The organism is Dyella subtropica (genome assembly GCF_026283965.1).
In the GTDB taxonomy this organism is placed as follows: Bacteria; Pseudomonadota; Gammaproteobacteria; order Xanthomonadales; family Rhodanobacteraceae; genus Dyella_D; species Dyella_D subtropica.
Window position 1 is genome coordinate 43385 of the sequence record NZ_JAPDPD010000016.1, and the last position, 23793, is coordinate 67177.

Here is a 23793-nt window from a genome sequence, read left to right on the forward strand (position 1 = left end):
CCACCTCGCACCGTGATTCCGGGGAATCGCGTGCAGGATGTCCGCGTAGAGGCTTTCCTGGCCCTGACACAGGCTCTGACCGAAGTAAGTTAAATCAGTGCTGTGACAGAGGAACGCCGTCGGTATGACGGCTTATCGACAAGATCGATTTAGACGTCCAAAACTGTCATGAAAATGTTGCGTAACGTAAGACAATCCCGGCGCGGTTCATGTCAGAACCTGTCCAAAATCTCTACGGAGGCATAGATGGAGCGGTGCTGAGGGATGAGTTCTGTGTTTGCGACAATCGATGGGTTATCGCGACCTGGTCGCTTACGCAGCGGCCAGGTCGCGATAACCCAACATCATCAAAGTAGGAAACCGCGAACCAAAGGCTTACCTCCGCGCGCAGAGGGCGAGCCGTTCAATACAGAATCAGAGATTTTGAACAGGCTCTCAGCGCACCGCGAGCGCCAGCACGATGCCGATCCACACCGCCATGCCCAACCAGTTGTTGTTGCGGAACGCCGCCAGACAAGCATCACGCGCGCGATCGCGAATACGCCACATCTGCCACCCGAACAACCCGGCGGCGGCGGTCAGGCTCAACCAGTAAGGCCAGCCCAGCGCGGCGCGCTGGCCGACGAACAGCATCGCCAGCAGGAAGGTGGCGATCAGGATGCCCAGGATCGGGAGATCGGCATCGCCGAACAAAATCGCTGTGGACTTGGCGCCCGCCTCGATGTCGTCGTCGCGATCCACCATGGCGTACTGGGTGTCGTAAATCACCGACCACAGAATGTTGGCGATGAACAACAGCCAGCCCACTGGCGGCACGGTGTTGAGCACCGCCGCGAACGCCATCGGAATCGACCAGCCGAATGCCGCGCCCAGCACCACCTGCGGCATGTACGTGTAGCGCTTGGTGAAGGGATAGATCGCTGCCAGCGCGGCGCCCGCGAACGAAAGCTTGATGGTCAGCGCGTTGGTGAACAGCACCAGGATGAAGGCGAACGCGAGCAAGACCCCAAACACGATCAGCGCTTCGCGTGGCGTCACGCGCCCGGCGGCGATCGGCCGGCCGGCGGTACGGGCCACCTGCGGATCGAGTTTGCGGTCAGCGAAATCGTTGATCGCGCAACCCGCCGCGCGCATGGCGAACACGCCTAGGGTAAAGATCACCAGCGGCTTCGCTGGCGGAAAATCGCTTGCCGCCAGCCATAGCGCCCACCAGGTCGGCCACAGCAACAGCAGCGCGCCGATGGGGCGATCCATGCGGGTCAGCACCAGATAGTCGCGCGCTTTCTCGCGGATGCTCGGCGGCAGCCTCTGCAGCAGGACATCCAGCACGCGCGTGGCGCGCGTGGAGCTGTCCTCTGGGCGAACCGGCGCCTTGGTCAGGGCCGGACGCGGCCGCGCCGTGGCGGGCGAGGGGGGGAGGCGCCGCTGGCGCTTGCGGGAGGGTGAGGCCATACGGCCAAGTTTAACGTGGGCCGACGTCACGGTTTGCGTGACGCAGCACTTGAATTAGCGCTGTCATCGTCGACCAGGGTGGGGCGAGCACCAGCTCACCCCACCCTATGAGACCGGGGGCTTATGAGGGCTGGCGCCTAGAACTTGAAATCGAGTCGCGCGTAGTAATACCCCCCGTTTATGCCGAACGGCAACGTCTCCCACCCATAGGTGAAGCCCAGCTGCGGGAACGGGGCTCCGGTCTTCGGATCCCATTTGTCCGGGTAGGTATCGAACACGTTGTCCGCACCTACCGTCACCTTCACACGATCGGAGAAGCGATAGCCCAGCGCCACGTCCGCCAGCCACTTGCCGCTCCAGGTCTGTTTGATCCCTGGCGTGAAGCCCTGGCCGCTGACCGGCCCGAAGTAGTTGCCGCGTAAGGTGAAGTCCCACGGCCCGGTGCGATATACGCCCTGCAGCACATCGTGCACGCGCGGTTGGCCTTGTTCGACCAGGGTGACCTGGGTGTCGTCGAACAGTTTTGAGGGTGGCAGGATCGCCGACTGCGACTTGCGCTTGGTGACCTCGGTCTTGCTGTAGCTGAGCAGCGCGGTGAGATCGAGAGTGGCATTGTTTTCGAAATGAAAACCCTTCTCGGCGACCACATCGACGCCCTGAGTCTTGGTGTTGATCGCGTTGGTGAAGAACAGCACCTGTCCCACCCCGAACGGGGCCAGGATCTTGCGAATGGGGCAGTTGGCGTTGCCCGCCGCACAGGGGTTGCCATCGGTGCCCACGCTCTCGGGCACGATGTTGCTGGAAAAGATGATGCGGTTTTTGATGTCGATGCGGTACACGTCGACGGTCAGCGTGATGTCATTGCCCGGTTTGTAGACGATGCCCGCGGTACCGCTGCGCGAGGTCTCCTGTTTCAGCGGCTGAATGCCGAACGCGCGCGTCACTGCGCTGTCCTGCCGCGCGGTCAAGGTGTCGGTGAGCTTGCCGCTGGGGTCCAGGTTGGTCGAGCGCTGGCTGTAGAACAACTGCTGCACGCCGGGCGCACGGAAGCCGGTGGCGAGGGTGCCGCGCACGGCGAATTCGTCGGTTGCGTCGAAGCGCGCCGACAGTTTGCCGGTGGTGGTGCCGCCGAAGTCGGAGTAGTGCTCGTAACGAACCGCAGCACCCAGCAGCAGCCGCTGGGTCATCTGCGATTCGGCGTCGAGGTACAGTGCGATGTTGCTGCGGCCCATGTTCACCGCTTCCGTGGGCGAGAACCCGGGAAAGCCCTGGATGCCCGGCTGCGCGATATCGCCGGTCTGGCCATAGATCGGGATGCTGCGATTGTTGGTACGGCCGTACGCGTAGGACACCAGGTCGCCGGGCAGGATCTGGTAGCTGTCGCGACGCCATTCGAAGCCGGTGGCCAAGCTCAGCACATCATGGCCCACGCCCCAGTCGATCGGGCCGCGCACGTCGAGGTTGAAGGTGGTTTCATCGAGGCGCAGCGTGCCGGTGTTCGCCGAGGTCGGCGTCTGGGCGTAGATGCCGGCCGCCGGGTTGGCCGGGTCGCGCGGTTCGTACCACCAGCTCACGTTCGCCGATTGGTGCTCGTTGAAACCGAACTGGCTGCGGCCATGGTTGACCGACACGTCGTAGTCCCACTTGCCAACCAACGGGCCGCGGTAACCCACCGCTATCGACGCATCTTTGACGTTGGTGGCGATGTTCGGCAGGAACCCATTCGGATACAGCGCGGGAATCGTGCGGTTGTCCCCGGCCGAACGAAAGAAGCCGTAGGAATTGCCCTTGCGCTGCGAGATGCCGCCGAACCAATACAGCTGGCCACTCGCTATCGGCAACCCACCGTTGAGCCAGAAATAGGCGTCCTTGGTATCGGAGTCGCCAAGCCGTTGAGTGACCCGCGGCGGGTTCACACGCAGCATGTCGGGGCCGGCGCGATTGGTCGGGTCGCGATGCCGGTATTCCGCGCTCAGGTCGAGGTAACCGTCGTGTCCGATGCGCAGACCGGTGTTGATGTCGCCCTGGCGCGTAAAGCCGTCGCCCTTGTAGGTCTTGCCAGCGTCCAGCGACACGTCGGTCTCGCCGACCTGCTTCTTCAGCACGATATTGATCACGCCGGAGATCGCGTCCGAGCCGTATTGCGCGGCGGCGCCATCGCGCAACACTTCGATGCGCTCGATCGCCGAGATCGGGATCGCGTTGATGTCGGTACCGGCGGAACCGCGGCCGATGGTCTGCTGCACGTTGACCAGCGCCTGTTGATGCCGGCGCTTGCCATTCACCAGCACCAGCACTTGATCCGGCCCCAGCCCGCGCAAGGTCGCCGGGCGGATGGTGTCGGTGCCGTCGCTGACGAAGGTGCGCGAGAAATTGAAGCTGGGCTCGAGCATCTGCAGTGCCTGGCCCACTTCGACCACGCCGGCGTTTTCCAACTGCTCGCGGCCGATGACGTCGACCGGTGCTGGCGTTTCCGCCGCGGTGCGGTCCTTGGCGCGCGAGCCGATCACCTGCACGCTTTCGAGCGTCTTGGGCTTTTGCTGGTCCGCCGGTGCGGCTTCTTGCGCCCAGACGGACAGGGTCATCGAAAGACCCAGAACGGCCGCTCCCCAGCGGCACGTAGAACCGAACACGCGCCCTTGCGGACGCGCAACAAAGCAACCTGACATGAGCCTCTCCCATCCAGCCGTGCGAAAACGACGTAATGGGACGCTGCAAGATTCGCGGCGCCCGCCTCCCGCGCCGGAAACTGCTCCCGCGCGTATGCCATGTCAAGCGAGAAGTGATCGATGCGTTTGTGCGAATTTCTTGTGACAGCTACGTCACGTTTGGCGCCGTAACATCATCGCGCCGAAGCTTACGCAGAGCTGTCTGCACGGCAGGTTGGGGTGAGCATGCGCTCATCCCAACCCCCGGGATTACAGCCGAACTACAGCCGATACTGCAGGCCAACCGACCACAAACGTCGTGGCTCAAGCTGAAGCCCGTTCACGTGTTGCCACACCGGCAACTGGATGAAGGCGAATGCATCAAGACGCGGCGTGATCTTCATGCCCATGCCGGGGCTGAGATACGCCAGCGTCGAACCGCTGTTCGGGCGATCGGCTTGCGCGCCGCTCTCGCGCCGCTCGCTGTGGATATTGAGCTGCAACTGCGGCGTGAAACGCCCCGCATCGAGATAGCGCACACCGAAGTTGAGATTGATCGAGTTGCCCGGGCGGAAATGCTCGCGCGCATCCAACGCGATCTGCGCCATGGCCTGGCCGAAATAGCCGACGGACTCGCTGAGGTAACCGAACTTGTAGATGCCGAGCAACGCATCGGTGGTGCCGGTGCCCAGCTGCAAGCCGCGATCCAACAATTGGCCGGCCTGTGGGCCGGAGGCGAAATCCTGTTTGAAGCGGCCAGTCGGTAGTTTCAGGCCGAACTGCAACCCGATACCGGCGTCTTCGCTCAGACCCTGATAACGCGCGAGGACACGCAAATCGCCGATGCCGCGTGCATCCGAGGTGGAGATGTCGGTATCGCCGGCCGCAATCGTCTGGTGATGACGATCCGTATAGGGCAACTGCACCGAGAGGCCCCAGTAGCGCGAGAAGTTGTAGTCGGCACCGAGCAGCGTGGTGTGGTTGATGGTCTTCCGCTGCACTTCCTGATCGTTGGGATACTGGAACGACGAACGGCTGACGGTATCGGTCCCGCTGCGCAGTTGCGACTGGTCGAAGTAATCCTCCCGCACGCTGAGGTGGAGACCGGTGCTGGTGGCGTAGCCCTGGCTGGACCAGTCCGAGTTGAGCGAGCAGCCGCAGGTGGAGCAAGCGCTGGCTAGGCCAGGAGCGACGAGGATCGCCGCCACGGCTGCTGCGGCGGCGTGCTTGTGGTACCGGCGCAGTGGCGCCCGGGTGGCAATGAAATGCGATAGGACGTGCATGAGTGAAGTGTCTCAAATAGTCGGTGACCCGCTCGTCGATAAACGACAACAGGCGAATCACGCGTCGACAACGCAGCGCGACACGGTGAACCGTGCCGGCAGAAGAAGGATCAGGCGTTGACGAGCATCGGCGGGCCGCGCGGCGCAGCAGCAAGCGGCGAGTGCGGAACCCAGCGCGGCGTGTCCGATCGATCGGAGTGGATGTCTGCGGTGGGTGGAAGAACGGGCGGCAGCCAGGCCACGCCGCCCAAGACGGGGTTGTGGCCGAGCAGGCCGCAGTAGCCACACGTCTCCACGACCGGAGCGTGGGGGTGCGGGGACGAGGGATGCCCCATGTGTCCCGCGTGCTCACCGCCAAGGTTGAATCCGCGCGTTGCAAGGGTCTGGGACACCACTGGCGCAGCGATGGTCAGCCACATGGCGGCCATGGCCAGCCACGCAACGAACCGTCGTTGTGCGCGCGAACGAATCACCTGAAACCCCGGAAGTACGGCTAGCCCTGACCAGCGTCGGACTGGCGGCGCATTATTCCATTCTCGTATCCCAGGCGACACTGCGACACAGTGCCGCCACGCGGCCATCCTTGGGCATCAGCTCTGCGCCATCTCCCGCAGCTTTTGCGCCGTGGCCTCATCCGCAGGCACGAACGCTTCCAAAGCGAGCTCGGCCAGTGTGATATCCACTGGCGTGCCGAAAACGGTGGTGGTGCTGATCATGGAAAGCACGGTTCCGTCGATATCCAGCAGCATCGGAACCGCGATAGCCGTCCCCGGGCCTTCTGCTAGATGGGCGTCTTCGGGCCCCGGCGAACTCAGCGCCTGCAATTCGCGCAGCAGCTCGATCAATTGCGGATCGTGGCTGGTGTCGATTTGACGGCGCAGGCGGTCGAGCAGGTGGGCGCGCCATAGCGCGAGGTTGCGGATGCGCGGCGCGAGGCCGGCCGGATGCAGGCTGAGTCGAAGCACATTGATCGGCGGCTTCAACAGCGCCTCGGGTACCCCGGCCATCAAGCGCAAGGTGGCCTGATTGCAGGCGACCAGATGCCAATGCCGATCGATCGCCAGGGCGGGATAAGGCTCCAGTCCCTTCAGCAGCAGATCGATCATGTGGCGGGCTGCGTCCAGCGCGGGGTCCTCCATCGGCCGCTCGCGGAACGCGGGCGCGAAACCCGCGGCGATCAGCAGGGCGTTGCGCTCGCGCAGCGGTATATCGAGGTATTCGGCGAGATGCAGAATCATGTCGCGACTCGGTTGTGAGCGCCCGGATTCCACAAAGCTCAAGTGGCGTGTGGAGATCTCCGCTTCGGCGGCCAGTTCGAGCTGGCTGAGGCGGCGGTGCCGCCGCCATTCGCGGAGGAGGTCGCCCACGGGACGTTGCGTGTGAGAAAGCGCTGCATTCATGGCACGATCTTAGCGATCGGCTGCGCACGAGGAGCGTGCGGATTGGCACAGCGATGGATCGATCGCCCAGGAGCGCGGCACGCGGTGGATGCTGCGTGCCGCGCGACACTTCAGGCCGGCATCGGCACTTTGTCCAGGAAGCCGTAGACCTGGCGGATGCGTCCGTTGTCCAGCGCGGCGACATCGAAACCAATCACCAGCGGCTCGTCGGCACCCGGTGCCGCAAGGTGCCAGTGGAAGCGCAGTGTGTCGTGGTGCGCATCGACCTGGCCACCCAGCGAAAAGACGTGCCCGGGGAACATGTTCTGAACGGCGGCGATGGTGGCGTCGATCGCTTCCCAACCCTTGGCCTCGATCATCGGATCGGTATAGCCGGCCTGTTCGGCGTAGATGTCTTCGATCAACACGCGGCGGCGCAGCGGGTCGGTTTCGTTCCAGCTCTGGATGTAGCGGTCGACGAGTTGATTGGCGTGGTTCATGACAGCACTCCTTGGTGGTTGTTGTGTGCGACCAGATTGCGCCGCGATGCGCGGGGAGGCGATTACCTCGGAGGTAATGGGGTGCCAGCCCGGAGTTCACCTCCTCCGTGACTGTTGGGGCTCCATGTCCCGGTGCAGGCGAGTAGGCTGCACGGCGAACTCGACAACCTGTCGGGAACCCGGAGGCCAGGTATGCGTTGGCGATTCCTTGCGGTTCTGTTCGCGGCCATGTTCCCGCTGGGCATCATGGCGGCCACGTCGCCATCGGATGCGGCTATTGCCCGCGAGGCGGGGGCTGTACTGGAACAGGCGGCGACCCCGGATGGTCCCGGTGTGGCGATGCTAGTGGCAAGGGGCGACACCGTGCTGTTTCGCGGCGCACGAGGGCGTGCCGAAATCGAACTCGGCGTTCCGCTTTCGCCGGATCAGGTGTTCCGGATCGCTTCTGTCACCAAGATGTTCACCGCGGCGACCGTCGTGAAACTCTCCGAGCAAGGCAAGCTGTCGCTCGACGATCCGCTGGCGAAATACTTCCCCGCTATTCCCGGAGCGGCGCACATCACGTTGCGGCAGTTGTTGAATCACACGGCGGGCATTTCCGATAAGAGCGTGACGCCGAAGCCCGGTGTGTTCCATCGCGACGTGGATACCGCCACCCATGTCGCCGAGATCGGCGAGCGCCAACCCGACTTTCCATCCGGCACGCGCTGGGCCTACTCCAATGCCGGTTATGTATTGCTCGGCGCCGTCATCGAAAAAGTGACGGGCGAAGTCTGGTACGTCACGCTGCAAAAGCAGCTGCTCGATCCCATGGGTCTGCAACACACCCGCTATGGCGACACCGCCACGCTCATCGCCGGGAGGGTGGCTGGCTATACCACCGACAATCCCGGGCATCAGGCCAACAACGCCGCCTTCATCAGCGCCAGCGTGCCGGCCGCGGCGGGCGCGCTGGTATCCACCTTGGACGACCTGCGGCTCTGGATGCGCGCACTGGCGAGTGGTCGCGCCGTTGGTCGCGACGGCTTTCAGAACATGATCGCGATAACGCCCGATTTGCCTGGTGCGTCTCTGGCCTATCGTTATGGCTTGGGTATGTATCTGTGGCGTGTGAGGGGCAGTGCGATGGTCGGCCATACGGGTCAGATCGATGGCTTCGCGTCCGCCGTGGGCTATCTGCCGAAGGAAGATATCACCGTTGTCGTTCTTGCCAACGACGATAACTTCGATGCGCGCACCATGAGCCGTCGCCTTGCCGCCATCGCGCTGGGCAAGCCTTACCCCGACGTCGCCGCGGTGATTCCGTCGGACGAGACATTGCAGGCGCTGGCGGGAAAGTATCAGTACAACGAAACGACCATGCTCACGCTGTTCGCCAAAGAGCATGCCCTCTATTTCAAGCGCGGCGAGCGACCGCCCATTCGTTTGCAGGTGACAGCCGAACAGCGGCTGCATTTCGCCCCCGATGAGCTGAGCTATTTCCGGCCGGTACGCGATGCTTCGGGAAAGGTCGTTCGGCTGGATTACTTCGAAGGCGGAGACGATCCGCCCAAGGCGATGCCGCGCATGGCGGGGTCATAGAGACATGGGGGCATGGCGCCCCCATGTTCTTGGCCGCTACGCGGCGGCGTCTTTCGGGATCAGTGAATCTTCGAGGCGGCTTCGTTGCGTGCGCGCACGTCGTGGTTGCGATCCACGCGATCATGGTGAATGTCACGGCGGTCGTTATGGATGTCTTTGCGGTCCTTGCGGATGTCGCGGCGCGCCTGGTTGATCTGTCGTTGCTCCTGCTGGCGTGCCTTGTTGTATTTCTCGGCGCCAGCCACGTTGCCCTGGCTCAGGTCTTTGTTCTCCATGCGCTGGTCGTGGTTGCGCTCGCGCGTTTCCTGATTGACGAACTGCTGATCGTGGTGGATGTCCTGGCGGTCCTTGTTGATATCGTTCTGGTCGTGACGGATATCGCGGTTGTCCTGGCGGATGTCGTGATTGTCCTGCCGTACCTGTTGCACCGGTGTCTGACTCTGCGCCTGCGCGAAGCCCGCAAAACTCAGCATGCAAAGAGCGATAAGACCGTAGCGTTTCATGACTGCCTCCACGTTGTATGTCGATGGCGCACCGGATGGTCCGCGCAGCCATCAACGCTGCTATGGGATACCCGTTGACGATGCGCCTGTCTCGCCATGTGTGATGGATGGGCATGCAACAGCACCGCGGTGCATCGATGTTGAGTCACACGCGGAGACAGAAAATTCAATGTCGCTCAAGGCATTGAAGCGGGTTTCGGCGCGTGTATATGGGCCTTTGGCAGCGTGTTCGAACCGCGTTCGGCGAATGAATAAAAGCTGTCGTAAGTTTCGCGTCAGCTATTTGCTCACGCGCCAAGCAGTAGCCGATACGCAGGACTCTCGCTCTCGTTCCAATGCGGATAGCCCAGCGCATCGAGGAACGACTGAAACATCGCTCGCTCGTCCGCCGGCACCTGGATGCCGACGAGGATGCGGCCGTAATCGGCGCCATGGTTGCGATAGTGGAACAGGCTGATGTTCCAGTCCGGATGCATGTGGCCAAGGAAACGGGTGAGTGCTCCGGGACGCTCGGGAAATTCGAAGCGGTACAGCAACTCGTCGTGCGCGAGCGGCGAGCGTCCGCCGATCATGTGGCGCAGGTGCAGTTTGGCCAGCTCGTCGTCGGTGAGGTCGAGCACGCCGAAGCTTTGCGTGTGGAAAGCTTCGGTCAAGGCCTCGCGCTCTGCGCGGCTGTGGATCTGGATGCCGACAAAGATATGCGCCTGCGCTGCATCGCCGATACGGTAGTTGAACTCGGTGATCGCGCGTTGGTCCAGCGCGGCGCAGAAGCGGCGGAAGCTGCCGCGTTCCTCCGGAATGGTCACGGCGAACACGGCCTCGCGCTGCTCGCCCACTTCGGCGCGCTCGGCGACGAAGCGCAAGCGGTCGAAGTTCATATTGGCGCCGGAGACGATAGCGACCAGCGTTTCATGGTGAAGGCCGTGAGCTTCGGCGTATTTCTTGAGCCCGGCCAGCGCTAGCGCACCGGAGGGCTCCGGCACGCTGCGGGTGTCCTGGAATACGTCGCGGATCGCCGCACAGATAGCATCGGTATCCACTCGCACCATCGCGTCCACATGGCGCTGGCAGCGTGCGAATGTTTCGGCGCCCACCCGCTTCACCGCCGTGCCGTCGGCGAATAGGCCCACTTCGTCCAAGGCAACGCGTTCACCGCATTCCAGCGAGCGTGTCATTGCATCCGAGTCCACGGTCTGCACACCGATCACTTTGATGTCCGGCCGCAGCGCTTTGACATAGGTCGCCACACCCGCGAGCAGGCCGCCGCCGCCAACCGGCACGAAGATCGCGTGAATCGGACCAGGATGCTGGCGCAGGATCTCCATGCCTACCGTGGCTTGACCCGCGATCACCGCAGGATCGTCAAAGGGATGCACGAAGCTGTAGCCATGTTCGGCTTGCAGGCGCGAGGCCTCCATTTGCGCATCGCTATAAGAATCGCCGGCCAGCACGACGTCGACCCAGGTGCCACCCAGACGACGCACGGCATCGATCTTCACCTGTGGTGCGGTCACTGGCATCACGATCACCGCGCGCAGCCCCAGTTTGGCCGCCGCGAGCGCCACGCCCTGCGCGTGGTTGCCGGCCGAAGCCGCGATCACGCCGCGTGCGCGTTGCGCGACATCGAGGCTCACCATCTTGTTGTAGGCGCCGCGCAGTTTGAACGAGAACACCGGCTGCTGGTCTTCGCGCTTGAACAGCACGTTCTGGCTTAACCGAGTGGAAAGCAGCGGGGCCTGTTCCAGCGGCGATTCGCGCGCCACGTCATAGACGCGCGCGCCCAACGTGCGGCACAGAAGGTCGTGATCCTCGTCAGCGGCGGTTTCCGAGCGGCTGGTCGCTATCGCGTTCACTGCACGGCGTCCGTGATCGGACGGCCCACCTCGATCACGTCGACCAATTTACGTGTCTGCTTGATGAGCTGGTCGACCGAAGCGTCCACACCATGCATCACCAGAGTGAGCTGCGAGACGGACGGGTCATGCGTCGCCGCGACCGTCAGCGAATCGATGTTGTAGCCACGGGCGGAGAACAGGCCTGCGACCCGGACCAGCGCGCCGGCTTCGTTCTGCAAGAGGATGGAAAGCGTGTGTTTCATGGCGGTCTCGGGTGTCAGAACATGTCGCTCGCGGCGCCTGCCGGTTTCGCCGGTGCCTGCCGCGAAGCGATGTGGTCGCCGGTGATCATCTGCGCGTAGGTCGCGCCTGGGCCCACCATCGGATACACACCCGCGTCGGGATCGATCATCACTTCCAGGAAGGCCGGGCCCGGGTGGGCGAGGAATGCGGCGATGGTGTCCGCCACGTCTTCCTTGCGCTCCAGTCGCTGTGCCCACTCGAAGCCGTCGGCTTGCGCGGCTTTGATGAAGTCCTTGCGGTGCAGACTCTTGTCGGATGAGGCGAAGCGGCCGCGGAAGAACAGCTTCTGCCACTGCCGCACCATGCCGTCGCCGATGTTGTTGAGCACGACCACTTTTACCGGCAGGCCGTAGGTGGTGACGGTTTCCAGCTCGCCCAGATTCATACGGATGCTGGCGTCGCCATCAATGTCGATCACCACTGCGTCGCGCCGCGCGAACTGCGCGCCGATCGCCGCCGGCAGGCCGAAGCCCATCGTCCCCATCGAGCCGGAGCTGAGCCAATGGCGCGGCTCGCGGAAATCGAAATACTGTGCGGCCCACATCTGATGCTGGCCTACGCCAGTGCTGATGATGGCGCGGCCCTGGGTGTGGCGGTTGATCTCCTGGATCACCGCATAGGGCTGGATCAACGGGCTGGTGCGGTCGTAATTCAAGGCATGCGTAAGCTTGAGTGCCGCGATGTGCCTGTGCCACGCCGCGTATTGCTGTGCCAGCTTGTGGCGAAAGCCGTGGCGCTCGCCCCAGTGGCGCAGCTGTTCGAGCGTGCGCGAGAGATCGCCGGTGTGGTGCCAGTCCACCGTCTTCACCTTGCCGATCTCGGCCGGATCGATATCGATCTGCGCGATGAATTTCGCGCCGGGCGCAAAGCGATCCGGTACGCCAGCGACGCGGTCGTCGAAGCGCGCACCGAGCGCGAACAGGAAATCGCAATCTTCCACTGCGTAGTTCGCATACGCAGTGCCGTGCATGCCGAGCATGTGCAGTGCCAGCGGCTCGGTGGTGTCGTAGGCGCCCAGGCCCATCAACGTGGTGGTGACTGGCAAACCAAAATCGGCAACGAAGGCGCGCAGCTGATCGGCCGCGCCGGAAGCGATCGCGCCACCGCCGGCATAGATCAATGGCCGGTGCGATTGCGCAAGGGCTTCGAAAAACGCCGCGCAATCGGCTTCGGCCAGCGTGGCCTGCTCCAGTTTCTGCAGGCGTGCGCGATAGCCGGGCATCGGCAGCAAGCCCTCGCCGCGAAACGCCAGCGGCGCGTTCTGCACATCCTTGGGGATGTCCACCACCACCGGACCGGGCCGGCCGCTTCGCGCGATCTCGAACGCGGTGCGCAGCGTGTCTTCGAGTTTCCCGGCGTCGGTGACCAGGAACACATGCTTGGCGCACGCGCTCATGATGTTGCTGATCGGCGCCTCCTGGAATGCATCGCTGCCGATGGCGGTGGTGGGCACCTGGCCGCAGATCACTACCATCGGTATGGAGTCCGCCATCGAGTCTCGCACCGGCGTGACCATGTTGGTGGCGCCCGGGCCGGAGGTGACGATGGCGACGCCCACCTTGCCCGACGCGCGCGCATAGCCGGCGGCCATGAAGCCCGCGCCCTGCTCATTGGCGGGCACGATCAACGGCATCGGCTCGCCGCCGTTCGGCGCGAGATGCGTGGCGTTGTAGCGGAATACCGCGTCGTACACCGGCAGGATGGCGCCGCCCGAATAGCCGAACAGCACATCGACACCTTCGTCGGCGAGCACCTGCACCACCACTTCCGCGCCGCTCACGGCCTGTCCGGCCAGCGGATGATGCGGGATGGCGCGAGCGACATCGGCAGCGGAAAAGGTCTGTGGCAGTGGCATGTTCACAACGAGTCCCTTGGCTTGCTTTGAATGGCGATGGCTGGTGCGTGGATGGAGGTCGACCGGGGTCGCTCAATCACAGACGGGTACGCCGTAGACCTGCATGATGCGTACGTCCTGCTCGGCGGCACTGAAGTGCTCCCATTCGAGGCCATTGACATCCGGGCTGCTCGAGAAGCCGTGGGCCGCGTCATCTTCAAAGCCGATGTGACGAAGTTGTCCGGCGCGTTCTGGTGATTGATTGATGGAGAAATTGAGCAGGTCGGTGCGCCACATGGCGTACTTGCCGCGAACGACGGCGCTGGGCGCCTGACCAAGTCGCGCGTTGTAATCGGCGATAGAGGCGTCGAGGTCGCGTACGCTCAAGGCAATGTGGAAGCGCTTCATATCCGGTCCTGCAATGAGAAAGAAATGGCGGCGCCCATCACCGAAGCGATGGGCGCCAACGGGGTTTAGCCGACCTTCTTCAACGGCTCGGTTGTCGGCTTAGCCGCAGCGGCCTGCAACCACGGCATACGCGCACGCAGCTTCGCGCCGACCTGCTCGATCGGATGCTCCAGATCCGCCTGCTTGAAGCGCTTGTAGTTCGGCAGACCGGCTTTGTGCTCGGCGATCCAGTTGCGCGCGAAGGTGCCGTCCTGGATGTCGGCGAGCACGGCTTTCATGCGCTCCTTGGTGGCGGCGTCGATCACGCGCGGGCCGCTCACGTAGTCGCCGTACTGCGCGGTTTCGGAGACGAACTCGAGCATGCGGGCGATGCCGCCTTCGTAGAACAGGTCCACGATCAGCTTCAGCTCATGCAGCACTTCGTAATAGGCGATCTCCGGCTGGTAGCCGGCTTCCACCAGCGTCTCGAAACCGGCCTGCACCAGCGAGCTGGCGCCGCCGCACAGCACGGCCTGTTCGCCGAACAGATCGGTCTCGGTCTCTTCCTTGAAGTCAGTCTTGATGAGCAGTGCGCGACCGCCGCCGATGCCGTCGGCATACGCCTTGGCCTTCGCTTCGGCCTGGCCGCTGACATCCTGGTGCACCGCCCAGATGCACGGCACGCCGCGGCCGATCTCGTACTCGCGGCGCACCAGTGCGCCCGGGCCCTTCGGCGCGACCAGGATCACGTCGATGTCGGCGCGCGGCTCGATTTGCTTGAAGTGCACGTTGAAGCCGTGCGCGAACAGCAGAGCGGCACCTGGCTTGATGTTCGGTTCGATCGACTCGTGATACAGCGCCGGCTGCACCATGTCGGGCGTGAGTACGGCGACCAGATCGGCGCCGCGCACGGCTTCTGCTGGCTCGGCCACATTGAAGCCTTCGGCGCGGGCCTTCTCCCACGACGGGCCGCCCTTGCGCAGGCCGACCACGACATCCAGGCCAGAGTCGCGCAGGTTGAGGGCGTGCGCGCGGCCCTGGCTGCCATAGCCGAGCACAGCGATGCGGGCCTGGGCCAGCGTGGGGTTGGAAGTGGTACTCATGCAGTGACTCCTTCGGTAGCGGTGACTTGGACGTGTTTGGGGATGGAGACAGCGGTGTCGGGATGCGTGGTGGCGCCGTCGGAGGCGGAGCCGACCAGGCGCGCGTATTTGGCGAGCGCGCCGGTAGTGACCTTCGGTGCGGGTGGCTTCCAATGCTTGCGGCGCTCGACCAGGTCGGCGTCGGTTTCGATTTCGCGCAAGCCGGCGTCAATGCGGATCAAGTCGCCGTCGCGCAGCAGTGCGATGGGGCCGCCGCGTGCGGCTTCAGGTGCGATGTGGCCGACCATGAAGCCGTGTGTGGCGCCGGAGAAGCGACCGTCGGTGATCAATGCGACGTCGTCACCCAGGCCACGCCCGATCAATGCGGCGGTGACGCCGAGCATTTCGCGCATGCCGGGGCCACCGGCCGGGCCTTCGTTGCGGATCACGATCACATCGCCCTTGGCGATGCCACCAGACTGCACGGCGGCGAAGGCTTGCTCCTCGCTTTCGAATACACGTGCGGTGCCTTCGAAATGGCTGGCGCCTTTGCCAGCGAGTTTGAGGATGCAACCTTCCGGCGCGAGATTGCCGTACAAAATCGAATAGCCACCGCGAGGCTTCAGCGGCTGGCTGACCGGATGCACGACATCCTGTTGTTCCGCACGTGGTGCAGCGGCCGCTTCTTCGAACAGGGTGCGGCCGGTGACGGTGGGCGCATCGTCGAGCATGCCGGCAGCGATCAGTTCCTGCGCCACGCGCGCGCTACCGCCGGCACCGAACATTTCGACGGCGGTGTAGCGGCCGCCCGGCAGCAGGTCGGCGATCACCGGCGTGTGCTTCGAGGCCGGCTCGAAATCCTCCAATGTCCACGGCACACCGGCTTCGCGTGCGATGGCGAGCAGGTGCAGCACCGCATTGGTAGAGCCTGCGGTGGCGGCGACCATACGCGCGGCATTGCGCAGCGAGGTGCGGTTGAGCAGGGCGCGTGGCGAGCGTTCTTCGCGCAGGCAATCCATCACCAGCTCGCCGCAACGACGTGCCGCCGCGGCCTTGGCCGGATGCGTGGCGGGAATGTCGTTGAAACCCATCGGCGACAGGCCCAGTGTGGTCAGCACCATCGCCATGGTGTTGGCGGTGAACTGTCCGCCGCAGGCACCGGCACCGGGGCAGGCGTCGCGCTCCACCGAAGTGAGTTCGGCATCGTCGATCTTGCCCGCGCCATGCGCGCCGACGGCTTCGAACACCTGCTGGATGGTGATCGGATGGTTGTCGTGTGTGCCGTGCGCAATGGTGCCGCCATACAAAGCCACTGCCGGAATATCCAGCCGTGCCATCGCCATCGCGGCGGCGGGGATGGTCTTGTCGCAGCCGCACAGCACCACCATCGCGTCGAGGCAGTGACCATCCACAGCCAGCTCGATCGAATCGGTGATCACCTCGCGGCTGATCAGCGAGGCGCGCATGCCCGGCGTGCCCATCGCGATGCCGTCAGTGACGGCAATGGTGTTGAACTCGATCGGCGTGCCGCCCGCCGCGCGAATACCTTCGGCGACGTGTTCGGCCAGTTCGCGCAGATTGAGGTTGCACGGGCTGACGTTGGACCAGGTATGCACCACCGCCACCAGCGGTTTGGCGATGGCGTCGTCGTCGAGGCCGGTGGCGCGCAGCATGGCGCGCGCAGGCGCGCGATCGGCGCCGGTCTTGATGAGGTCACTGCGCATGAAGGCTCTCGGAGGTGTGGCGAACGGAAGGTGCCCTCCCTGCGTGCGAGGGGGTGCGGGACGGGGCGCAAGGAGAGGCGGACACCCGGGGCAAGGTGCTTAGCGCCCTCGATACCCGCTGCACGCAGGGAGAGGCAGACAGTGCAGAGGCCATGCGGCCTCCGCGATAAGTGAGGCTGGCCTTGCTCAGCCGCATGCGCGCGCTCCGGCGAAGAAGGCTTCAGACGTGGCGGCGTGATCTTCGAGTGCGGCCAGCACGGCATCTCGCACGGCATCGGTGCCGGCCTGGCCTCCGATGTCGCGACTGTGTGGACCACGTTCCAGCACATCCGCTACCGCGGCTTCGACAGCGATCGCTTCGTACTCCAGGTCCAGCGAATGACGCAGCAGCATCGCGGTGGAAAGAATCGCGCCGATCGGATTCGCCACGCCCTTGCCGGCTATGTCTGGCGCGGAGCCGTGAATGGGTTCGTACAGACCGGCCTTGCCTTCACCCAGCGACGCGGAGGGCAGCAGGCCCAGTGAACCGGCGAGCGCAGCGGCCTCATCGGTGAGGATGTCGCCGAACAAGTTTTCAGTGACGACGACGTCGTAATGCGACGGTTGGGTCAGCAACAGCATCGCCATCGAATCGACCAGCTGGTGTTCCAGCTTCACGTCCGGATAGTCGGCGGCGACGCGCTGCACCGTGCTGCGCCATAGACGGGAGGTTTCCAGCACGTTGGCCTTGTCCACCGAGGTGACTTTGTGGCGGCGGCCGCGCGCGAGTTCGAAGGCGCGGCGGGTCACACGCTCCACTTCGGCCACGGTGTATTTGCACTCGTCGATGGCCGTGTCGGTGGTGCGGGTCTTGGCGCCGAAGTAGGCGCCGCCGGTCAGTTCGCGCACGAACAGCACATCGACGTTCTTCAGTTTCTCGTTCTTCAGCGGTGACAGCGCGGCCAGCGCGGGATGCACTTGCAGCGGGCGCAGGTTGGCGTACACGCCGAGTGCGGCACGCAGAGCCAGCAAGCCTTGCTCCGGACGCACCGGCGCATGTGGATCGGACCACTTCGGTCCACCCACCGCGCCCAGCAGCACCGCATCGGCGTTCTTGCACGCTTCCAGCGATGCGGCCGGTAGCGGTTCGCCGGTGGCGTCGATGGCGCAGCCGCCGATCAGATGTTCTTCGTAGCTGAACTCGTGACCGAAGTGTTCGGCTACGGCGTCGAGTATGGCCACGGCGGCGGCGGTGACTTCGGGGCCGACGCCGTCGCCGGGCAGGGTGACGATGCGAGCTTTCATGCGGCCCTCTTTCATGCTGCGTGCTCCATTTGGTTTTCGTAAGCGGTGATGGCGTCGGCGTGTTGCAAGAGGTAACCCAGCTGGTCGACGCCGTTGAGCAGGCAGTGGCGAGCGAAGGCTTCGAGCGTGAACGGCACGTGGCCCCCATCGGGCAGCGCGATGAATTGCCCGCGCACGTCAATGGTCAGCTCGATACCCGGGTGCGAGAGCAGCCAGTGGTGCTCGGCCTCGGAGATCACGATGGCGAGCAGGCCATTCTTCAGCGCGTTGTTGCGGAAGATGTCCGCGATCTCGCTGCAAATCACCGCCTTGATGCCGTAGTCCAGCAGTGCCCACGGCGCGTGCTCGCGCGACGAGCCGCAGCCGAAATTGCGGCCAGCGACCAGGATCGAGCAGCCCTTGGCCTCGGACTTGTTCAGCGGGAACGCCGGGTTGTCGCTGCCGTCCGGCTGATAGCGCCAGTCGTGAAAGCACAGCTTGCCCAGGCCGGCGCGCTCGGTGGTGGTGAGGAAGCGTGCAGGGATGATGCGGTCGGTGTCGATGTTCTCGTCCGCCAGCACGGCGGTACGGGAGTGGATGCGGGTGATCGGATTCATTAGAAAACTCCCGAGGGACGGACTCCCTTCTCCCCTTTGGGGAGAAGGTGCCCCGAAGGGGCGGATGAGGGGCGGGTGCTCGCGGAGACGTACATCGAAGCCCGCTTCGAACCTACGGTGTCGCAAGAGTGGCCCCTCACCCCAGCCCTCTCCCCAGAGGGGAGAGGGAGACCAAGGCGCTGCGTATTCATGCCGCCACCTCCGTCAGGTATTCGCGCGGATCGGCAATCACGCCAGCCAGTGCCGACGCGGCAGCAGTGGCCGGACTGGCTAGCACCGTGCGCGCCCCTTTGCCCTGACGGCCTTCGAAGTTGCGATTGGAAGTGCTCACCACCAACTGCCCCGGCTGCGCCAGGTCGCCGTTCATGGCGATACACATCGAGCAGCCCGGCACACGCCACTCGGCGCCGGCTTCGGTGAACACCTGGTGCAGGCCTTCGCGTTCCGCATCGCGGCGTACCGCTTCGGAGCCCGGCACCACCAGCATGCGCACGCCGCTGGCGACGCGGCGTCCACGCAGGATGTTGGCGGCCTCGCGCAGATCGGACAGGCGCGAGTTGGTGCAGCTGCCGACGAACACCACGTCCACCGGCGTGCCCTGCATCGGCTTGCCCGGTTCGCTGCGCATGTAGTCGAGCGCACGGGTTTCCTGTGCGGAGCGCGCGGCGGGCACGGGCTTGTCCATCGCGATGGCCATGCCCGGATGGGTGCCGTAGGTGACGGTGGGTTTGACCTTGCTGGCGTCGATGCGCACTTCGCTGTCGTACTGCGCACCCGCATCGGTACGCAGCGCGCGCCACTTCGCCACCGCAGCATCCCAGGCGGCGCCCTGCGGTGTGTGCGGGCGGCCCTTCAGCCAGTTGAAGGTGGTGTCGTCCGGTGCGATCAAGCCCGCACGTGCGCCGGCTTCGATCGACATGTTGCAGACGGTCATGCGCTCGTCCATCGACAGCGCTTCGATAGCGTCGCCGCGGTACTCGATGACGTAGCCGGTGCCACCGTCCACGCCGATCTCGCCGATGATGTGCAGGATCAGATCCTTGGCGCCAACACCCTTGGGCAGATGGCCGTCCACATGGATCGCCAGGGTCTTCGGCTTGCGCTGCAGCAGGCACTGCGTCGCCATCACATGACCGACTTCGGTGGTGCCGATGCCGAAGGCCAGCGCGCCGAATGCACCATGGGTGGAGGTGTGGCTATCACCGCAAACGATGGTCATGCCTGGCTGCGTCGCGCCCAGCTCGGGGCCGATCACGTGCACGATGCCGCGGTCGTTGCTGTCCCAACCGTGCAGCGCCACGCCGAACTCACGGCAATTCGCTTCCAGCTGCGCGACCTGTGCTTTCGCCTCGGCATTTGCGTACGGGCGCTCGCCGTTGGCGGCGGCGGGCAGGGTGGGTGTGGAGTGATCCAGCGTGGCCAGCATGCGATCCGGGCGACGCAGTTTCAGGCCGCGCTCGCGCAATTCGGTGAAGGCCTGCGGCGAGGTGACTTCATGCACCAGGTGCAGGTCGACGTAGAGGATCGCTGGTGTATCGGTGGTTTCGGGTGCGACGACATGCGCGTCCCATACCTTCTCGAACAAGGTCCGCGGACTCATGCGGCCTCCTTCGCGGTGGCGTCGGCATGTACGGGCGTCAACCAGTTCCAGCGGTCTTCGGTGCTGCCATCGAACAGGCCGAAGAACGCCTGCTGCAATGCGCGTGTCACCGGCCCGGGACGGCCGGCGCCGACGGGTTTGCGATCGACCGAGCGCACCGGCGTGATCTCAGCAGCGGTGCCGGTCATGAACACTTCGTCGGCGCTGTACAGCGCTTCGCGCGGCAGGTCGCGTTCTTCGACCTTGATGCCCAAGTCTTCGGCCAGCGTCATCACCGTGTCGCGGGTGATGCCGGCGAGGATGCCGGCGCTGGTCGGCGGGGTGAGCAGCTTGCCATTCTTCACCACGAACACATTCTCGCCCGCGCCTTCGCTGAGCAGGCCGTTGTGGCCTAGCGCGATGCCTTCGGCGTAGCCGCCGCGGCGCGCTTCCAGTCCGATCAGCTGGCTGCTCAGGTAATTGCCGCCGGCCTTGGCCCAGCTCGGCACGGTGTTCGGTGCGGGACGTTGCCAAGAGGACACGCACACATCCGCGCCGTGTTCGCGCGCATCGCCGAGATAGGCACCCCATTCCAGCGCCATGATCGCCACGTCCACCGGTGCGCCGTCCTTCGGCAGTACGCCCAGGCCGCCGGCGCCGCGGAAGACGATCGGGCGCACATAGGCCGAGCCCATGCGGTTCGCGCGGATCACTTCCATGCAGGCGGCGTTGATCTGTTCTTCGGTGTAGCCGATCTCGATCTCGTACACGCGGGCCGATTCGAACAGACGGCGCGTGTGATCGGCCAGGCGGAAGTAGGCGGGGCCTTGCGGCGTGGCGTACACGCGCTCGCCCTCGAACACCGAGGAGCCGTAGTGCAGCGCGTGGGTGCTGACGTGGACGGTGGCTTCCGTCCACGGCTTGATGTGGCCGTTGTGCCAGAGAAAAGGCGTGGTCATGCGAGGTTCTCCTTTTGCGCGCGTCCATTCGCGCGAAGGTCAGAAAGCGGCCTTCCATGGCCGCACTCATTAAGTCCGGTCTGTCGTTCGATGCGGTTGACGATGGCGAGCGCGGCGAGGGCGGTCGCTTCGACGATGTCGGTGCTGACGCCGTTGCCGCGCCAGTCGCGCGCGGCGTGGCGGGCGGTGAGCTGGGCCTGGCCCTGGGCGTCGCCGCCTTCGCTCACGGCGCGTACCTGGAACTGGGTCAGTTCGAGCGCAGTGTCGGTGGCGCGCTGGAATGCGCGCAGCACGGCATCGACCGGGCCGTCGCCGATGGCGGCCTCACCGATCTCGCGGCCGTCGTCGTGGGACAGCTTCACCGAGGCCGACGCGCTGCCGCCGAGATGCGAGGCGGTGTTGAGATGCACCAGATGCCATGGACCGGCAGCGTCCGGGTCCTGGCCCAGGGCCAGCGCTTCCAGATCTTCGTCGTGGATCTCTTGCTTCTTGTCGGCCAGCGTCTTGAAGCGCGCGAACACGCCGTCCATCAAGCCGTCGTCCAGCTCATGACCCAGTGCCTGCAGGCGCTGGCGCAGTGCATGACGGCCGGAGTGCTTGCCCAGCACCAGCTTGGTCTCGGCGATGCCGACGTCCTGCGGGCGCATGATTTCGTAAGTGCCGCGATGCTTGAGCATGCCGTGCTGGTGGATGCCGGACTCATGCGCGAACGCGTTCTCGCCCACGATGGCTTTGTTGCGCGGCACGGCCTGGCCGGTCAGCTGGGTCAGGAGGCGCGAGGTGGGATACAGCTTGCGGCTATCGATACGCGTGCCCACGCCGAAGTGTGGCGCACGCACGCGCAGTGCCATCACGATTTCCTCCAGCGAGGCATTGCCGGCGCGTTCGCCGATGCCATTGATGGTGCATTCCACCTGGCGCGCACCGGCGCTCACCGCAGCCAGGCTGTTGGCGACCGCCATGCCCAGGTCGTCGTGGCAATGGGTGGAGAACACCACGCGTTCGGCCCCCTTTACGTGCTGGCGCAGGTAAGCGAACAGCTCGGCCATTTCGGCCGGCGTGGTGTAGCCGACGGTGTCGGGTGCGTTGAGGGTGGTAGCTCCAGCGGCGATGGCGGCGCTGAAGACTTCGGCCAGGTACTCAGGTTCGGTGCGCAGTGCGTCTTCGGCGGAGAATTCGACTTCGTGACACAGGCCATGTGCGCGTTCGATGGCGGCGACGGCGGTATCGATCACCTGCGCCTTGCTCATGCCCAGCTTGTGTTCGCGATGCAGCGGGCTGGTGGAGAGGAACACGTGGATGCGCGAGTGCTGCGCTGATTCCAGTGCGCGTCCGGTGGTATCGATATCGCCAGGCTGACATCGCGCGAGGCCGCAGATGGTGGAGTTCCGCACGACTCTGGCGATCTCAGCGACAGCAGCGAAATCGTCGGGCGACGCCTGCGGAAAGCCTGCTTCGATGATGTCGACGCCAAGCGCTTCGAGCGCGTGCGCCATGCGCAGCTTGGCGCGTCGATCCATGGCAAAGCCGGGCGCCTGCTCGCCATCACGCAAGGTGGTATCGAAGATGCGCACGCGGTCGGCAGCTACGTCACTCACGTCGCTGCTCTCGCCGCTGTTGGGTTGATCCTGGGGTTTCATCATCAGCTCCGCTGAGGCGTCGCCGAGGGCAATAAAAAACCCCGCATCCGTTTCCGGGTGCGGGGTTCTTTGGGGTATCTAGGTTAGTTTTGCTTTACCTGGACACAAGCCCTCAGCCCGCACCTCCGTTGGTAATAAGGAGTACGAGTACGAGGGTAAGAAGGAGGTTGCCGCGCAGTCGCAGCAGGCCGTAGAGCGTCGGGGGACGGCTCTTTTCGGCGGTGCTGAGGTGGTTGTTGCGTTGCGACATGTGATCGAACGTAACGGCGGTCGCTAGGGCTTGTCAACAGTTTCTTGTGGAATGATCTGAAAAAGTTTGATCGATCACATTTGGACGTCCAGATGTCTGGATGGAAATGCTCTTCGCGCGTGATGCGTACCCCCGCGTACTGAAGGCACGACTCCGTTGCGACTGAAACTTTGTCTGTCCACTGAGCGGGGCCGCTTCGACGTTGGGGGTAGTGAAGGCGGATAATCAAAGGCTTTCCACCACCTCTGGAGTCCCGATGGACAAGCTCGACTCTCGCAGCACCGCCCTGGTTTTGATCGACCTTCAAATGGGCATCGCCGGTTTTGCCGGTGGTCCGCATTCGGCGGACCAGGTGTACGAGCGTGCCGGCGCCCTGGCCGCCCGATTCCGCGCGCTGAAAGCCCCGGTGATCCTGGTGCGCGTGGGCTATGCCCCTGATTTTGCTGATGCGCCGCGGCAAATGGTCGACCGCCAGCCGCCGATTCCGCCGGGCGGTCTGCCGGCACATTGGTGGGACTTTCCGGAGCAGCTGGCCGTAGCCGACAGCGACATTCGTATCGTGAAGCGGCAATGGGGTGCCTTCTACGGCACCGATCTTGACCTGCAGCTGCGACGCCGCGGCATCCAACGCATCGTGCTGGCCGGCATCACCACCAACAACGGCGTGGAATCCACGGCGCGTGCGGGTTGGGAGATGGGGTATTCGCAGGTGTTGGTCGAAGACGCCATGAGTGCGGCGAACGCCGAGTTTCATCGCTTCTCGATCGACAACATCATGCCGAGACTGGGACTGGTGCGTAGCACGGCGCAGATATTGGAGGCATTGAGATAACGCATCTTGCTCCTCCCCTTGCTCGCAGGGGGAGGTTGGGAGGGGGTGAGCCCTTGCGAAAACCTTTCCCGAAGCGCTTTCTCAAGTGCTCACCCCTCCCCAATCCTCCCCTGTCCCACGGGACTAGCTTTGCGTCGCAAAC

At 64.4% G+C, this 23793-nt stretch carries 20 protein-coding genes; 2 read left to right on the forward strand and 18 right to left on the reverse strand.

The features are described 5' to 3' along the window. Positions 1-435 precede the first annotated feature (435 nt). The 6 genes from ubiA to OUZ45_RS14580 all read right to left on the reverse strand — a co-directional run bounded on the left by ubiA (position 436) and on the right by OUZ45_RS14580 (position 7262). Positions 436-1329, reverse strand: coding sequence for a 4-hydroxybenzoate octaprenyltransferase (gene ubiA / locus OUZ45_RS14555; protein ID WP_266170921.1), 894 nt, complete (start codon positions 1327-1329; stop codon positions 436-438). A 260-nt stretch (positions 1330-1589) separates the two neighbouring features. Next, positions 1590-4037 (reverse strand): TonB-dependent receptor plug domain-containing protein, encoded by a 2448-nt coding sequence (locus OUZ45_RS14560; protein ID WP_266170849.1) that lies wholly within the window; start codon positions 4035-4037, stop codon positions 1590-1592. A gap of 344 nt (positions 4038-4381) precedes the next feature. Beyond that, positions 4382-5383, reverse strand: a complete 1002-nt coding sequence (locus OUZ45_RS14565; RefSeq protein ID WP_266170850.1) for a hypothetical protein — start codon at positions 5381-5383, stop codon at positions 4382-4384. A 110-nt stretch (positions 5384-5493) separates the two neighbouring features. Continuing rightward, positions 5494-5856, reverse strand: coding sequence for a DUF2946 domain-containing protein (locus tag OUZ45_RS14570; RefSeq protein WP_266170851.1), 363 nt, complete (start codon positions 5854-5856; stop codon positions 5494-5496). 117 nt (positions 5857-5973) lie between these two features. Further along, positions 5974-6750: a helix-turn-helix domain-containing protein gene (locus OUZ45_RS14575; protein WP_266170852.1), complete on the reverse strand. Its 777-nt coding sequence runs from the start codon at positions 6748-6750 to the stop codon at positions 5974-5976. Positions 6751-6893: 143 nt separating this feature from the next. Further along, positions 6894-7262 (reverse strand): nuclear transport factor 2 family protein, encoded by a 369-nt coding sequence (locus OUZ45_RS14580; RefSeq protein WP_266170853.1) that lies wholly within the window; start codon positions 7260-7262, stop codon positions 6894-6896. A gap of 192 nt (positions 7263-7454) precedes the next feature. On the opposite strand from OUZ45_RS14580, the gene OUZ45_RS14585 reads away from it, so the two are divergent. Beyond that, positions 7455-8843 carry a serine hydrolase domain-containing protein gene (locus OUZ45_RS14585; RefSeq protein ID WP_266170854.1) on the forward strand — a complete coding sequence of 463 codons (1389 nt, stop codon included), beginning with the start codon at positions 7455-7457 and terminating at the stop codon, positions 8841-8843. 59 nt (positions 8844-8902) lie between these two features. On the opposite strand, the gene OUZ45_RS14590 is transcribed toward OUZ45_RS14585, so the two are convergent. The 12 genes from OUZ45_RS14590 to OUZ45_RS14645 all read right to left on the reverse strand — a co-directional run bounded on the left by OUZ45_RS14590 (position 8903) and on the right by OUZ45_RS14645 (position 22569). Continuing rightward, complete coding sequence (locus OUZ45_RS14590; protein WP_266170855.1) at positions 8903-9346, reverse strand: hypothetical protein; 444 nt, start codon at positions 9344-9346, stop codon at positions 8903-8905. A gap of 287 nt (positions 9347-9633) precedes the next feature. Next, positions 9634-11199 carry a threonine ammonia-lyase, biosynthetic gene (gene ilvA / locus OUZ45_RS14595; RefSeq protein WP_323137564.1) on the reverse strand — a complete coding sequence of 522 codons (1566 nt, stop codon included), beginning with the start codon at positions 11197-11199 and terminating at the stop codon, positions 9634-9636. Beyond that, positions 11196-11444: an acetolactate synthase small subunit gene (gene ilvN, locus OUZ45_RS14600; RefSeq protein ID WP_266170856.1), complete on the reverse strand. Its 249-nt coding sequence runs from the start codon at positions 11442-11444 to the stop codon at positions 11196-11198. The genes ilvA and ilvN overlap by 4 nt, the downstream gene beginning before the upstream one ends. Before the next feature lie 14 nt (positions 11445-11458). Next, entirely contained in the window at positions 11459-13339 is a 1881-nt protein-coding gene (gene ilvB, locus OUZ45_RS14605; RefSeq protein ID WP_266170857.1) for a biosynthetic-type acetolactate synthase large subunit, read from the reverse strand. A 72-nt stretch (positions 13340-13411) separates the two neighbouring features. Next, positions 13412-13726, reverse strand: coding sequence for a VOC family protein (locus tag OUZ45_RS14610; protein ID WP_266170858.1), 315 nt, complete (start codon positions 13724-13726; stop codon positions 13412-13414). Between the two features lie 65 nt (positions 13727-13791). Then, positions 13792-14808, reverse strand: a complete 1017-nt coding sequence (gene ilvC / locus OUZ45_RS14615) for a ketol-acid reductoisomerase (RefSeq protein WP_266170859.1) — start codon at positions 14806-14808, stop codon at positions 13792-13794. Further along, complete coding sequence (gene ilvD / locus OUZ45_RS14620) at positions 14805-16511, reverse strand: dihydroxy-acid dehydratase (protein ID WP_266170860.1); 1707 nt, start codon at positions 16509-16511, stop codon at positions 14805-14807. Before ilvD ends, ilvC begins: the two co-directional genes overlap by 4 nt. A gap of 186 nt (positions 16512-16697) precedes the next feature. Continuing rightward, positions 16698-17795 (reverse strand): 3-isopropylmalate dehydrogenase, encoded by a 1098-nt coding sequence (leuB, locus tag OUZ45_RS14625; RefSeq protein ID WP_266170861.1) that lies wholly within the window; start codon positions 17793-17795, stop codon positions 16698-16700. Positions 17796-17806: 11 nt separating this feature from the next. Continuing rightward, complete coding sequence (leuD, locus tag OUZ45_RS14630) at positions 17807-18391, reverse strand: 3-isopropylmalate dehydratase small subunit (protein WP_266170862.1); 585 nt, start codon at positions 18389-18391, stop codon at positions 17807-17809. Positions 18392-18578: 187 nt separating this feature from the next. Next, complete coding sequence (gene leuC, locus OUZ45_RS14635; protein ID WP_266170863.1) at positions 18579-19991, reverse strand: 3-isopropylmalate dehydratase large subunit; 1413 nt, start codon at positions 19989-19991, stop codon at positions 18579-18581. Then, positions 19988-20929: a branched-chain amino acid transaminase gene (locus OUZ45_RS14640; protein WP_266170864.1), complete on the reverse strand. Its 942-nt coding sequence runs from the start codon at positions 20927-20929 to the stop codon at positions 19988-19990. The genes leuC and OUZ45_RS14640 overlap by 4 nt, the downstream gene beginning before the upstream one ends. Beyond that, the gene (locus tag OUZ45_RS14645) at positions 20926-22569 is read right to left on the reverse strand and encodes a 2-isopropylmalate synthase (RefSeq protein ID WP_425601697.1); all 1644 of its coding nucleotides are present in this window, start codon (positions 22567-22569) and stop codon (positions 20926-20928) included. The genes OUZ45_RS14640 and OUZ45_RS14645 overlap by 4 nt, the downstream gene beginning before the upstream one ends. Before the next feature lie 506 nt (positions 22570-23075). Between OUZ45_RS14645 and OUZ45_RS14650 the strand changes: the two genes are divergently transcribed. After that, positions 23076-23651: a hydrolase gene (locus tag OUZ45_RS14650; protein WP_266170866.1), complete on the forward strand. Its 576-nt coding sequence runs from the start codon at positions 23076-23078 to the stop codon at positions 23649-23651. Positions 23652-23793: the final 142 nt, after the last annotated feature.

Excerpts from the sequence above, each read along its gene's own strand:
- OUZ45_RS14560 (WP_266170849.1), bottom strand. The coding sequence starts at position 4,037 with ATGACCCTGTCCGTCTGGGCGCAAGAAGCCGCACCGGCGGACCAGCAA.
- OUZ45_RS14565 (WP_266170850.1), bottom strand. The coding sequence starts at position 5,383 with ATGCACGTCCTATCGCATTTCATTGCCACCCGGGCGCCACTGCGCCGG.
- OUZ45_RS14580 (WP_266170853.1), bottom strand. The coding sequence starts at position 7,262 with ATGAACCACGCCAATCAACTCGTCGACCGCTACATCCAGAGCTGGAAC.
- OUZ45_RS14585 (WP_266170854.1), top strand. The coding sequence starts at position 7,455 with ATGCGTTGGCGATTCCTTGCGGTTCTGTTCGCGGCCATGTTCCCGCTG.
- OUZ45_RS14590 (WP_266170855.1), bottom strand. The coding sequence starts at position 9,346 with ATGAAACGCTACGGTCTTATCGCTCTTTGCATGCTGAGTTTTGCGGGC.
- ilvN (WP_266170856.1), bottom strand. The coding sequence starts at position 11,444 with ATGAAACACACGCTTTCCATCCTCTTGCAGAACGAAGCCGGCGCGCTG.
- ilvB (WP_266170857.1), bottom strand. The coding sequence starts at position 13,339 with ATGCCACTGCCACAGACCTTTTCCGCTGCCGATGTCGCTCGCGCCATC.
- OUZ45_RS14610 (WP_266170858.1), bottom strand. The coding sequence starts at position 13,726 with ATGAAGCGCTTCCACATTGCCTTGAGCGTACGCGACCTCGACGCCTCT.
- ilvC (WP_266170859.1), bottom strand. The coding sequence starts at position 14,808 with ATGAGTACCACTTCCAACCCCACGCTGGCCCAGGCCCGCATCGCTGTG.
- ilvD (WP_266170860.1), bottom strand. The coding sequence starts at position 16,511 with ATGCGCAGTGACCTCATCAAGACCGGCGCCGATCGCGCGCCTGCGCGC.
- leuB (WP_266170861.1), bottom strand. The coding sequence starts at position 17,795 with ATGAAAGCTCGCATCGTCACCCTGCCCGGCGACGGCGTCGGCCCCGAA.
- leuD (WP_266170862.1), bottom strand. The coding sequence starts at position 18,391 with ATGAATCCGATCACCCGCATCCACTCCCGTACCGCCGTGCTGGCGGAC.
- leuC (WP_266170863.1), bottom strand. The coding sequence starts at position 19,991 with ATGAGTCCGCGGACCTTGTTCGAGAAGGTATGGGACGCGCATGTCGTC.
- OUZ45_RS14640 (WP_266170864.1), bottom strand. The coding sequence starts at position 20,929 with ATGACCACGCCTTTTCTCTGGCACAACGGCCACATCAAGCCGTGGACG.
- OUZ45_RS14645 (WP_425601697.1), bottom strand. The coding sequence starts at position 22,569 with ATGAAACCCCAGGATCAACCCAACAGCGGCGAGAGCAGCGACGTGAGT.
- OUZ45_RS14650 (WP_266170866.1), top strand. The coding sequence starts at position 23,076 with ATGGACAAGCTCGACTCTCGCAGCACCGCCCTGGTTTTGATCGACCTT.